The organism is Trueperella abortisuis (assembly GCF_030811095.1).
Classification (GTDB): Bacteria; Actinomycetota; Actinomycetes; order Actinomycetales; family Actinomycetaceae; genus Trueperella; species Trueperella abortisuis.
Genome location: NZ_JAUSQL010000001.1, coordinates 1,340,485 through 1,353,123 on the forward strand (window position 1 = coordinate 1,340,485; position 12,639 = coordinate 1,353,123).

8 protein-coding genes and 3 rRNA genes are annotated in these 12,639 nt (G+C 59.6%); 3 read left to right on the forward strand and 8 right to left on the reverse strand.

Features of this window, described 5'->3' with window-relative positions:
* Nucleotides 1-194 precede the first annotated feature (194 nt).
* From rrf to tyrS, 8 genes are all read right to left on the reverse strand, one after another.
* Nucleotides 195-311: ribosomal RNA gene (gene rrf / locus J2S45_RS05965) — 5S ribosomal RNA — on the reverse strand.
* Nucleotides 312-388: 77 nt separating this feature from the next.
* A 23S ribosomal RNA gene (locus tag J2S45_RS05970) occupies nucleotides 389-3,468 on the reverse strand.
* Nucleotides 3,469-3,676: 208 nt separating this feature from the next.
* A 16S ribosomal RNA gene (locus J2S45_RS05975) occupies nucleotides 3,677-5,206 on the reverse strand.
* The 16S, 23S and 5S rRNA genes sit together here, the layout of an rRNA operon.
* A gap of 404 nt (nucleotides 5,207-5,610) precedes the next feature.
* Nucleotides 5,611-6,573 (reverse strand): metal ABC transporter permease, encoded by a 963-nt coding sequence (locus J2S45_RS05980; RefSeq protein WP_307634820.1) that lies wholly within the window; start codon nucleotides 6,571-6,573, stop codon nucleotides 5,611-5,613.
* Nucleotides 6,570-7,460, reverse strand: a complete 891-nt coding sequence (locus J2S45_RS05985) for a metal ABC transporter permease (protein WP_270975439.1) — start codon at nucleotides 7,458-7,460, stop codon at nucleotides 6,570-6,572. Before J2S45_RS05985 ends, J2S45_RS05980 begins: the two co-directional genes overlap by 4 nt.
* Entirely contained in the window at nucleotides 7,457-8,176 is a 720-nt protein-coding gene (locus tag J2S45_RS05990) for a metal ABC transporter ATP-binding protein (protein ID WP_307634821.1), read from the reverse strand. The genes J2S45_RS05985 and J2S45_RS05990 overlap by 4 nt, the downstream gene beginning before the upstream one ends.
* Nucleotides 8,177-8,214: 38 nt before the next feature.
* On the reverse strand, nucleotides 8,215-9,147 hold the full coding sequence (locus tag J2S45_RS05995) for a metal ABC transporter substrate-binding protein (RefSeq protein ID WP_296930232.1): 933 nt from the start codon (nucleotides 9,145-9,147) through the stop codon (nucleotides 8,215-8,217).
* Between the two features lie 144 nt (nucleotides 9,148-9,291).
* Nucleotides 9,292-10,548, reverse strand: a complete 1,257-nt coding sequence (tyrS, locus tag J2S45_RS06000; protein WP_307635432.1) for a tyrosine--tRNA ligase — start codon at nucleotides 10,546-10,548, stop codon at nucleotides 9,292-9,294.
* Nucleotides 10,549-10,743: 195 nt separating this feature from the next.
* On the opposite strand from tyrS, the gene J2S45_RS06005 reads away from it, so the two are divergent.
* From J2S45_RS06005 to J2S45_RS06015, 3 genes are read left to right on the forward strand one after another with little or no spacing between them, the layout of a single operon-like run.
* Entirely contained in the window at nucleotides 10,744-11,568 is an 825-nt protein-coding gene (locus tag J2S45_RS06005) for an ABC transporter ATP-binding protein (protein ID WP_307634822.1), read from the forward strand.
* Nucleotides 11,569-11,580: 12 nt separating this feature from the next.
* Nucleotides 11,581-12,384: an ABC transporter permease gene (locus J2S45_RS06010; protein WP_307634823.1), complete on the forward strand. Its 804-nt coding sequence runs from the start codon at nucleotides 11,581-11,583 to the stop codon at nucleotides 12,382-12,384.
* A complete protein-coding gene (locus J2S45_RS06015) occupies nucleotides 12,384-12,608 on the forward strand; it encodes a helix-turn-helix transcriptional regulator (RefSeq protein WP_296930241.1) in 225 nt (74 codons plus the stop codon). The genes J2S45_RS06010 and J2S45_RS06015 overlap by 1 nt, the downstream gene beginning before the upstream one ends.
* Nucleotides 12,609-12,639 lie beyond the last annotated feature (31 nt).

The window sequence follows — 12,639 nt, forward strand, 5'->3', positions numbered from 1 at the left end:
GTTATCGTATTGAGACATGGATTCCTCACGGTTTAAGTTTTCAAACAGCTACATTCAACGCCTCTAAGCCTACCGGAGATAGGCGTCCTGGCGACGGTCCATTCTTGTAAGACGCGTGACACCGTTTTGGGGGTATACAAAAGAAGGGGGGTCCCGGCACTTGTGCCGGGACCCCCCTTCTTCTTCACAAACAATGACGGCAGTGTCCTACTCTCCCACACCCTCACAAGTGCAGTACCATCGGCGCTAGCAGGCTTAGCTTCCGGGTTCGGAATGGGACCGGGCGTTACCCCACCGCTATAACCACCGTCAAAAACACGGGAAACACACACGCACGGCGTAGTGACCCAGAATCGTATAGTAGATGCGAACACAACAAAAAAGTTGTTTAAGTAAGTAATCGGCCAATTAGTACCAGTCAGCTCCACACCTTACAATGCTTCCACGCCTGGCCTATCAACCCCATGATCTATAGGGGGCCTCACAACAACAAATGTCAAGGAAACGTAATCTTAAAGCAGGCTTCCCGCTTAGATGCTTTCAGCGGTTATCCCTCCCGAACGTAGCCAACCAGCCATGCACCTGGCGATACAACTGGCACACCAGAGGTTCGTCCGTCCCGGTCCTCTCGTACTAGGGACAGCCCTCCTCACGTTTCCAACGCGCGCAGCGGATAGGGACCGAACTGTCTCACGACGTTCTGAACCCAGCTCGCGTACCGCTTTAATGGGCGAACAGCCCAACCCTTGGGACCTACTCCAGCCCCAGGATGCGACGAGCCGACATCGAGGTGCCAAACCATGCCGTCGATATGAACTCTTGGGCAGGATCAGCCTGTTATCCCCGGGGTACCTTTTATCCGTTGAGCGACGGCGCTTCCACAAGCCACCGCCGGATCACTAGTTCCTACTTTCGTACCTGCTCGACCTGTCAGTCTCACAGTCAAGCCCCCTTGTGCACTTACACTCAACACCTGATTACCAACCAGGCTGAGGGAACCTTTGAGCGCCTCCGTTACCATTTAGGAGGCAACCGCCCCAGTTAAACTACCCACCAGGCACTGTCCCTGAACCAGATCATGGTCCAAGGTTAGACATCCAGCACGATCAGAGTGGTATTTCAACAATGACTCCACCACCACTAGCGTGACAGCTTCACAGTCTCCCACCTATCCTACACAAACCGTACCAAACACCAATACCAAGCTATAGTAAAGGTCCCGGGGTCTTTCCGTCCTGCTGCGCGAAACGAGCATCTTTACTCGTAATGCAATTTCACCGAGTTCGCGGTTGAGACAGCGGAGAAGTCGTTACGCCATTCGTGCAGGTCGGAACTTACCCGACAAGGAATTTCGCTACCTTAGGATGGTTATAGTTACCACCGCCGTTTACTGGGGCTTAAATTCTCAGCCTCGACACCACAAAAGGGCATCTAACCGATCCTCTTAACCTTCCAGCACCGGGCAGGCGTCAGTCCGTATACATCCACTTACGTGTTCGCACGGACCTGTGTTTTTGATAAACAGTCGCTTCTCCCTGGTTTCTGCGGCCATCACCCCTAGCACGCAAAGTGCTTCAAGGATCAGGCCCCCCTTCTCCCGAAGTTACGGGGGCATTTTGCCGAGTTCCTTAACCACGATTCACTCGAACTCCTTAGTATACTCTACCAAACCACCTGTGTCGGTTTAGGGTACGGGCGGCTAGAACCTCACGTCGAGGCTTTTCTCGGCAGCACAGGATCACTCTACTTCGACCACAAGGTCTCATCATCCAGCCTCACTCAAAACGCTTCCCGGATTTACCAAAGAAACAAGCTGCGCTGTTAAACGTGGCAAGCCATAAGCCACGCGGAAGCTACCACTCTGCGTCACCCCTGTTAACACGCTTGCCTACCACAAGATCAGGCCCCACGCTCACCACACCACCAACCCCCAAAAGGGCCAGCAGTAGGCAAGGATGGTTAGTATCCCCCGCTTCAGCATGGACGGTCCTTCGCCGGTACCAGAATAACAACTGGTTACCCATCGACTACGCCTGTCGGCCTCGCCTTAGGACCCGACTAACCCAGGGCGGACGAACCTGCCCCTGGAACCCTTAGTTTTTCGGAGGACGGGATTCCCACCCGTCAATCGCTACTCATGCCTGCATTCTCACTCGCACTCAATCCACCACACGGTCACCCGGCAGCTTCACCTCAAGCACGACGCTCCCCTACCCAACAAAAACTGTTGCCACGGTTTCGGCGGTGTACTTAGCCCCGCTACATTGTCGGCGCGGAATCACTTGACCAGTGAGCTATTACGCACTCTTTCAAGGATGGCTGCTTCTAAGCCAACCTCCTGGTTGTCACAGCAACTCCACATCCTTTCCCACTTAGCACACCCTTAGGGGCCTTAACCGATGATCTGGGCTGTTTCCCTCTCGACAATGGAGCTTATCCCCCACAGTCTCACTGCCACGCTCAACTTAACCAGCATTCGGAGTTTGGCTGATCTCAGTACCCGGTATAAGGGCCATCAACCATCCAGTCGCTCTACCACCAGCAAGCACACGCAACGCTGCACCTAAATGCATTTCGGGGAGAACCAGCTATCACGAAGTTTGATTGGCCTTTCACCCCTAACCACAGGTCATCCCCTCCATTTTCAACTGAAGTGGGTTCGGGCCTCCACACGCTCTTACACGTGCTTCACCCTGCCCATGGCTAGATCACTCCGCTTCGGGTCTAGAACATGCAACTATGGCGCCCTATTCAGACTCGCTTTCGCTACGACTACCCCACACGGGTTAACCTCGCCACACATCCTAACTCGCAGGCTCATTCTTCAAAAGGCACGCCATCACCCCCACCAAGAAGGCTCTGACGGATTGTAAGCGCACGGTTTCAGGTACTATTTCACTCCCCTCCCGGGGTACTTTTCACCATTCCCTCACGGTACTATCCACTATCGGTCACACGAAGTATTTAGGTTTACACAGTGGTCTGTGCAGATTCACACGAGATTTCACGAGCCCCGTGCTACTCGGGAACACCACAAGAAGAGCGCAAGATTTCAACTACCCGACTATCACGGTCTACGGTCCAGCTTCCCAACTGATTCGCCTATCCCACACCTTTATCACTTCACGACCCCTCGTCGGAGGAATCACGCAGCTCCCACAACCCCGAATATGCAACGCCCGACGGCTATCACACACACCCGGTTTAACCTCATCCGCTTTCGCTCGCCACTACTCACAGAATATCTCTTCCTACGGGTACTAAGATGTTTCACTTCCCCGCGTCACCCCCAACCACCCTATACATTCAGGTGGCGGTACCCAGAAACAACTCCAGGCAGGTTCCCCCATTCGGACACCCTCGGATCACAGCTCGTATGCCAACTCCCCGAGGCTTATCGCAGGCTACAACGTCCTTCATCGGCTCCGTGTACCAAGGCATCCACCGAACGCCCTTACACACTTACAAAAACCAAAAGATGCTCGCATCCACTATACAATTCTCAACCACCACACCAACACCACACACAAACCCCACAACAGAGCCCGGCGCAGGCAGCACAGGTGTTACCCCACACCCCAACAGCATGCCAGCCCCCCACATTGCGAACCACTAAAAACCCCACACACAAACACCCACAACCACAACAGTCACAGGCACACATGAGGCTCCTTAGAAAGGAGGTGATCCAGCCGCACCTTCCGGTACGGCTACCTTGTTACGACTTCGTCCCAATCGCCAATCCCACCTTCGACCGCTCCCCCCAAAAAGGTTAGGCCACGGGCTTCGGGTGTTACCAACTTTCGTGACGTGACGGGCGGTGTGTACAAGGCCCGAGAACGTATTCACCGCAGCGTTGCTGATCTGCGATTACTAGCGACTCCGACTTCATGGGGTCGAGTTGCAGACCCCAATCCGAACTGAGACCAGCTTTAAGAGATTAGCTCACCCTCACAGGCTCGCAACCCTCTGTACCGGCCATTGTAGCATGCGTGAAGCCCAAGACATAAGGGGCATGATGATTTGACGTCATCCCCACCTTCCTCCGAGTTAACCCCGGCAGTCTCCCGTGAGTCCCCAACACAACTTGCTGGCAACACAGGACAAGGGTTGCGCTCGTTGCGGGACTTAACCCAACATCTCACGACACGAGCTGACGACAACCATGCACCACCTGTACACCACCCCAAAGGCTGCACCATCTCTGGCACATCGCAGTGTATGTCAAGCCTTGGTAAGGTTCTTCGCGTTGCATCGAATTAATCCGCATGCTCCGCCGCTTGTGCGGGCCCCCGTCAATTCCTTTGAGTTTTAGCCTTGCGGCCGTACTCCCCAGGCGGGGCACTTAATGCGTTAGCTACGGCGCAGAACCCATGGAAAAGGCCCCACACCTAGTGCCCAACGTTTACGGCGTGGACTACCAGGGTATCTAATCCTGTTCGCTACCCACGCTTTCGCTCCTCAGCGTCAGTAATGGCCCAGTAACCTGCCTTCGCCATCGGTGTTCCTCCTGATATCTGCGCATTCCACCGCTACACCAGGAATTCCAATTACCCCTACCACACTCTAGTCTGCCCGTACCCACTGCAACCCCGAAGTTAAGCCCCGGTCTTTCACAGCAGGCGCAACAAACCGCCTACGAGCTCTTTACGCCCAATAATTCCGGACAACGCTCGCGCCCTACGTATTACCGCGGCTGCTGGCACGTAGTTAGCCGGCGCTTCTTCTGCACATACCCTCAACCACAAAGGCCTTGTTCTGTACTGAAAGGAGTTTACAACCCGAAAGCCTTCATCCCCCACGCGGCGTCGCTGCATCAGACTTGCGTCCATTGTGCAATATTCCCCACTGCTGCCTCCCGTAGGAGTCTGGGCCGTATCTCAGTCCCAATGTGGCCGGTCACCCTCTCAGGCCGGCTACCCGTCGACGCCTTGGTAGGCCATCACCCCACCAACAAGCTGATAGGCCGTGAGCCCATCCCCATCCAAAAAATCTTTCCAACCCCCACCATGCGGCAGAAGCAGAATATCCGGTATTAGACCCAGTTTCCCAGGCTTATCCCAAAGACAAGGGCAGGTTACTCACGTATTACTCACCCGTTCGCCACTAATCCACCAAAACAAAAGCTTCAGCTTCATCGTTCGACTTGCATGTGTTAAGCACGCCGCCAGCGTTCGTCCTGAGCCAGGATCAAACTCTCCACAAAAAACCAAACCCACCAAGCACAAAACCCAGCAGGAAAGATCCAAACAGAAAGCCAAAACAGACTCAAAAAACCAGAAAAACTGGCAAAAAAAACTGCAACCAACCCAACCCAACAAAAAGCCAAGCCAAGCCAGCCACAACAACAACCAACCCAACCAAAAAAGGAAGAGCCAGCCATCAAAAAAACACAACATAAAAAGCTGACACACTATTGAGATATCAAACAACACACCCACATCCGAAAACATCCGTCATAACGGAAACTTCCGAAGGGAGGAAGGCTAGATTAGCATTCCCGCCGCCGCTTGTCAAAACCGGTTAAGATCCTGACGTCGAAGAGCGCAACTTGCCCCAAGAATTTGCTTCTTTGGACTTCGTTGCTCTCCGCGGCAACGAATAAATACTTTACGCACGAACGGCGTCAGCGTCAAATTCTTGTACGGTGTCGCTGGTCACAGCGATAAAACCGCGAGATTCCGCCATTTCTCCGTTTCCCGTAACTTGCGCTGCCCTGCGTTCGCGCCGCCGCCGGATTTCCTTGACACCCATGAAGGCGACGAAGATGAGACCGTCGACGAAGGCCATGGTCGGCGTCGTGGGTACATCTGCGAGCCAGGCGATGAGGAAACCGCCGACGGCCGAGGCAGCGGCAACCCCTAACGACGACGCGAGCATCACCGGCAAGCTACGTGAGAACAGGAGTGCAGTTGCGGCCGGCACCACCATGAGCGCGATGACGAGGATTGCCCCCGCCACGTTGAAAGCCGTGACAACGGTCAAGGCAACGAGAATCATGAAGACGGTATCGACGATCTTGACGGGCATACCGGAGACCACGGCAAAGTCGCGATCAAAGGTGGAGGCCTGCAGAACACGGTAGGTCACCGCCATGAAGGCCGCGTTCACCACGGCCACCCCGAGAAGGATCCACATCATCCGCGGTCCCATGTCAAACCGGCCGAGGGCAACGTGCTCGGTCTGCAGCGCCATGAGGTTGAGGTCGCCCACGAGCACCGTATCGGCGCAAATGTGCACGTTCGAAAGCCGAGTGGAGAGCAGTAACACGCCGAGCGCGAAGAGCGCGGGGTAGATTGCCCCCTGGTTGGCGTCGCCGGCGAGTAGACCCGACCCCTTAAGCCGATCTGCGCCGATCACGACGATGAGTCCGCACACCGTGGCGATGAGCGTCATGAGCGGCGAGTGTGTGCTGCCCGAGACGATCGCGCCGATGACTATCCCCGGCAGGACCGCGTGCGAGAGCGCGTCGACCAGCATGGACTGCCCACGTAGCACCAGGAAGGTACCCGGCAGGGCACAGGTGAGCGCCGTCGTGAGTGCGAGCAGAAGCACGGAAAGAATGAAGGTCATGCGACGGCCCTCCGAACCCTCGCGGCACGTCGGCGCGACATCCTCCGCGGCGAAAAGACGAGCGCAACGAGGAAGACGGCGAAGAGAATCAGGACGACGACGGGTCCCGTCGGCACGCGCCCGGCCGTGACGGAGAAATAGGCCCCGGCGAGGCCAGAAACTCCCCCGATCGCTGCAGAGCCGGCGACGAGCCCAGACATCGAAGAAGTGAACTGGCGTGCGGCGGCTGGCGGCATGATCGCGAAGGCGACCACAAGGATCATCCCCACCGCCTTGATGCCAACAACAATCGCCACAGTGGTGGTCACGATGACGAGGGCCTCCATCGTGCGTGGCTTGAAGCCCTGGACGTGTGAGGCCACCTCGTCGAAACAGTAGAGCTTGATCTCCTTCCAGAACGCCACCAGGGTCAGGAGCGCGAGGCCTCCGAGGATGGCGACGGTGACGATGTCGACCTGACGCATCGTTGCGGCGTTACCGAAAAGGTAGCTGTCTATCCCGCCGCGGTTCGGCAGGCTGGAGTGGTTGACGAGGTAGAGGCCGATCATGCCGCCGCCGTAGAAGATCGCCATGGAAATTGCCATGGCGGCGTCGACGCCGACCCGTCGGCGCGCAATCGCGTTGGTCAATAGCAGCGCAAGGATAGAGGCGATCGTTCCGCCCACCGTCAGCACGAGGATGGAGCGTCCGTCCAGGCCCAGGAGCGTGGCGAGAACGAAGGCGCCGATGACGCCGGCGAGCGAGGAGTGGCCGACGACGTCGGAGGCCAGCGACTGCCTGCGAAGGTAGAGGATCGCGCCCAGTGCGCCGGCGAGCGCCCCGATAAGGATCGTGCCGATGGCCGTGGTGCGGAAGGCGTACGTACCAAAGAATTCGGCGAGGCTCACGGGATCACCTCCGCAAGCCCGTAGGCGCGGTGGATGGTCTCAGCTGTGAAGGCATGCTCGAGCGGGCCGCTCGCCTCGACCCGGCCCTCACGCAGGAGTGTCGCGTGAGTACAAAAGTCTTTGACCGTGGCGAGGTCGTGGTGCACGACGCCGATGGCTCGCCCCTCGCCCGCAAGCGAACGCAGGACGTCGGTGATGGCCAGGGCCGAGGCGATATCGACGCCCGCGAATGGCTCATCAAGCAGGAGGAGGTCGGGCTGACCGGCGAGCGTTCGAGCGAGGAAGGTGCGCTGTTTCTGCCCACCGGACAGCTCCGAGATGTGCCGGCCCGCGAGGTCGGTGATCGACAGGCGCTCCATCGCTTCCTGCGCCAAGGCTCGCTGTGCCGGACCGGGGCGCCGTAGCCAGCCGAGCCGCCCGTATGTGCCCATGAGGACGACATCGCCGACAGTGGCTGGAAAGTCCCAGTCGACCGCCGCCACCTGCGGCATGTAGCCCACGCGGTGACGGACGGCGGACAGCGGCTGGCCGAAGAAGGCCGCCGAACCGGCCAGAGGAGGAACAAGGCCGAGCGCGGCCTTGATGAGCGTGGACTTGCCCGCGCCGTTTGGTCCCAGAATCGCCATGATCTGTCCGGCGCCTATGGACATAGTGGCGCCATGGAGCACCACGCGTCCGCGATAGCCCGCGGTCAAAGATGTGATCTCAAGGTGCATTGTTCCTCCCCTAGCTCTTGGTTGACTTGATTGCCCCGTTACTTCAGACCGGCAACGATGGCGTCGACGTTGTGCTGGAAGGCGCCTAGGTAGGTGTCGACGGGAGCCTCCACGCCAAGCGTGTCAGCGAAGAGCTCGTCGTCGGCAATCTTAACGTCCCAGCCTGCAGCTTTGACGGCGTCCTGCAGGTGCTTGATGACCTCGGGGTTCTTGAGATTGTCTGCGAAGAGGACGGGGACCTTCTTCTCGGCGATGAGTTTGGCGAGCTCGTTGATCTGGACGGCCGACATCTCGGACTCGGAGGAGACGAAATCGGTGGCGTAGATGTCGAGGTCGTAGGTGCGCCCGAGGTAGTTGAAGGCGTCGTGTCCGGTGACGAGGGTGCGGCGGTCGGCGGGGATCTTGGCGAACTCAGCCTTGGCAGCCTCGTGCATCGCTTGGATCTTGCCGTTGTACTCGGCGGCGTTGTCACGGTAGGTCTTGGCGTTGTCCGGATCGATCTGTGCGAGCTTCTCGGCGGTGGCTGTCACCACGAGCTGCCAGGCGACCGGGTCGTTCCAGATGTGCGGATCGTGGCCCTCGATCTTTCCATCCTCTTCCCACGGGAGGAGGTCGGATTCGGGGATCGCCTCGCCGGCGGGGAGCTGGCGGTCGCCGAGCTTGTCGAACTGGGCCATCATCTTGTGCTCCATGTCGTGGCTGGTCCACACCACGAGGTCCGCCTTGCCGATCTTTTCGGTGTCGGCGGTGGTCAGCTCCTGCGTGTGCGGGTCGCCGCCGGGGCCGACGAGCACGGTGAGGTCGGCGTCGGGTGCGATGTTGGTGATCGCGTCCCCAAGGTACCCGGTGGTCGCCACGATGGTGAGCTTGCCGTCCGAGTCCTTGCCGCCGGCATTATCCTGCGCGCAGGCCGTCACGGACAGCGCGAGCACCGAGGCGGTAGCGAGGCCGAGAAGTCTTTTAATAGTCATAGCCATCTTTCTCTTAGGGAACCCTTAGTGGATTCGGTACAATCAAACTACAGTTTTCGCCCTACCGCAACCTAGGACCTTCGGCCAAGCGATAGCAGGAAAAAGGCGCCGGGGAACCCCGGCGCCTTTTTCCTCGCTGCGAACCTAGATCCGGATCGCCGTCATATTCTTCTTGCCCTTGCGCAACAACACGAGCGAACCGGGCAGGACATCACTGGCCTCGATCACCCTCTCAGCATCCGCGACCTTGGCGTTGTTGATATACACGCCACCGCCGTCGATCGTTCGGCGCGCCGCACCCGCCCCCTTTTCCAGCCCGAGGGAGACGAGGATGTCCACCACGGCATCGCCAACCTTCGCCTCCGCCGAGGGAAGCTCGGCCGTCGCGTCGTGCAGCGTGCGCTCGTCCAGCCCCGCCGGCTCAGCCTTGCCAAACAGCACGAGCGAGGCCTGCTTGGCACGTTCGGTCGCCTCGGCGCCGTGGACCCAGGTGGTGACCTCCTCGGCCAGTACCCGTTGCGCCTCGCGCGCCTGGGGTCGCTGCGCGACCGCGGCCTCAAGCTCCTCTATCCTCTGCCGATCCAGGAAGGTGAAGACCTTGAGCATCCGGACCACGTCCTCGTCGGCCGTGTTCAGCCAGAACTGGTAGAACTTGTAGGGGCTGAGCATCTCGGGGTTGAGCCACACGGCGCCGCCCTCGGTCTTGCCGAACTTCGTGCCGTCGGCCTTGGTGATGAGCGGGTTGGTCAGCACGTGCACCGACTCCCCTTCCGTCTTGCGGATGAGGTCGAGGCCTCCCACGAGGTTGCCCCACTGGTCGTCCCCGCCCACCTCGAGCGTGCAACCATATCTGCGGTAGAGCTGGAGGTAGTCGTTGGCCTGGAGGATCTGGTAGGAGAACTCGGTGTAGGACAGGCCCTCCTCCGATTCGAGGCGCCGCCGGACGATGTCCTTGTTCAGCATGGTGCCCATGCGGAAGTACTTGCCAAGGTCGCGCAGGAAGTCGATCGCCGACAGCTCATTGGTCCAGTCGAGGTTGTTGACTGTCCGGGCGGCGTGCTCCCCCTCAAAGTCGAGCAGGCTCTCCAGTTGCCCGCGCAGCGCCTCGGCCCAGCCGGCCACCACGTCCTTCGTGTTGAGCTGGCGCTCTCCCTTGGCGCGCGGGTCGCCGATTAGCCCGGTGGCCCCGCCCACGAGCACGAGCGGGTTGTGACCCGCCATCTGCAGGTGGTGCATGACCTTGACCGCCACGAGGTGGCCGTGGTGGAGGGAGGCCGCCGTCGGGTCGAAGCCGCAATAGAAGGTTACCGGGCCGTCCGAGAGCGCCTTGCGCAGCTGGTCGATATCGGAGGTCTGGGCGATTAGCCCGCGCCATTGCAGTTCATCGAGGACGTCGGTCACTTCATTGCCTTTCATTCGCGTTCGCCGCCGTGGCGAACCACATCAATTTTGCCCTATCCGCTTCGCTTGGCTCAATTCTAACCTTCTTCACGACGCCGGTAAGGCAGTGCCGCATCTACGTGTCGACGAACACCGTTGACGAAATGTAGTATGTCTACTACACTTTGTTCCGTCAAGACGATATCAGGAGGCTTTATGCTAACCGTCACCGACGTATGCTTCGCCTACGGCAAGAACGAGGTTCTGAAGGGCGTCTCGCTCAGCCTCGATGCCGGCGAGCTTCTCGCCGTTCTCGGACCCAACGGAGCCGGCAAGACCACGCTGATCGAGATCATCCTCGGTACCTACGCCCCGGCGTCGGGAACCGTGTCCGTCTTCGACGGCGGGCCCGTCTGGACGCGCATCGGGTTGGTCCAGCAGCACTGGACGGACCACGCCAAGTGGCGCGTGAGTGATCAGCTGGGTTGGGTTGAGCAGGCATTCAAGGCAGCTGGCCGACCCACCCACGACGTCGACGAGCTGCTCGCCCGCGTAGGGCTCTCCGACAAGAAGGACCAGCGCCTCGGCCAGCTCTCGGGCGGCCAACGCCGGCGGGCAGACTTCGCCACAGCACTCATTGGCCAGCCGGACCTGCTCATCCTCGACGAGCCGACTACCGGGCTCGATCCAGCCGGCAAGCTCGAGATCCACGACCTCATCTCCGACGCCGCCGACCGCGGCACCGGCGTCCTCATGACCACCCACGATCTGACCGAGGCTGAGAAGCTCTCCACCAAGATCGCCATCATTAACGACGGCGTCGTCGCGGCCCGCGGCACCGCAACGGAGCTACGCGAGAAGCTCGTGCGCCCGGCCGAGGTGACATGGGTGGAGGGCGGGACGCGCCAGGTCCATCCGACCGAGCATGTTGAGCAGTTCGTCTCCACCCTCGATCTGTCGGCCGTCACCGGCCTGACCATCACCCGACCCACTCTCGAAGACGCCTACCTCGAGCTGGTCGGCCACCAGCGCGCCAGTTAAGGAGAAAAAACGATGTCTTTTGCCAAGGCTGTCAAGATCCAGGCCGTGGCGGACCTGCGCCCACAACTCCTCGGTCTGTCCACGCTCAACATCCTCATCATCCCCGCCCTGTGGACCTTCCTCGGGCGCCGATTGACGGGCACGATCGGGGACCTCGACGTCAGCGCGGGTCACTACCTCGTTGCCAGCTCGCTCGTCGGTTTCTCGGCGATGGTGGCCTACCAGATCGCGGCGGAGATGTATAACGAGTACATGGCTGGCACGCTGTTGCGGGTGCGGACTTTGCCGAAGGGGGTGAAGATTTGGTCGACGGCGAAGCTCGCGACCTCGGCGGGGGTTATCCTCGTCCCCCAGGCGCTCATCCTCCTCGCCACGGCCCTCTTCATCCCCGGCTTCAACCTGACGTGGACGAAGATGGCACTCGCGATCCCCTTCCTCCTCCTCACCCTCGCCGCCACGGCGCCGCTCGGCTTCATCATCGGCGCCTTCACGCGCTCGACAACAGCACTACTCATCGGCATGCTTGTTTTCATGGCGCTGATGGCGATCTCGGGGATCTTCTTCCCCCTCGACGTACTACCAGGCTGGCTCCAGGGCGTATCGAAACCGCTGCCGTTCTACCACGCCGGCATCGTCTCGCGCTGGGTGTTCATCGGAGGGACCGGAAACATCGCGATGTCGGCTTCGGTGCTAGCCGCGTGGGCCATCCTCGGGATGATCGTGGCCCGCAAGGCGATAACCTTGAGCTTTAGCAAGGTCAGCATGGGTACCGTGGCGCGCGCCCAGCAAAAGATGAAGAACACCCTGGGAATCTGATGAAAGAAGACGTCGTATACAATCGGATCGCCCTGCTCCGTACGGACCGGGGCGTGTCTCGGCGCGAGCTCGCCGAGGCACTCGGCGTGCATTACCAGACCATAGGTTATCTTGAGCGCGGCGAGTACGCGCCCTCGCTCCATTTGGCCCTTCGCATCGCGGCATTCTTTGACCTGCCGCTCGAGCGGGTGTTCTCCCTTGAGGAGTTTCCGCCGCTCGCCTAGCGCAACGCCCGCGGCCGCCGGTGCGAGACCG

Bases quoted from the DNA above. Each gene is read 5' to 3' on its own strand.
- J2S45_RS06005 (WP_307634822.1), top strand. From the start codon at position 10,744: ATGCTAACCGTCACCGACGTATGCTTCGCCTACGGCAAGAACGAGGTT.
- J2S45_RS06010 (WP_307634823.1), top strand. From the start codon at position 11,581: ATGTCTTTTGCCAAGGCTGTCAAGATCCAGGCCGTGGCGGACCTGCGC.
- J2S45_RS06015 (WP_296930241.1), top strand. From the start codon at position 12,384: ATGAAAGAAGACGTCGTATACAATCGGATCGCCCTGCTCCGTACGGAC.
- J2S45_RS05980 (WP_307634820.1), bottom strand. From the start codon at position 6,573: ATGACCTTCATTCTTTCCGTGCTTCTGCTCGCACTCACGACGGCGCTC.
- J2S45_RS05990 (WP_307634821.1), bottom strand. From the start codon at position 8,176: ATGCACCTTGAGATCACATCTTTGACCGCGGGCTATCGCGGACGCGTG.
- J2S45_RS05995 (WP_296930232.1), bottom strand. From the start codon at position 9,147: ATGACTATTAAAAGACTTCTCGGCCTCGCTACCGCCTCGGTGCTCGCG.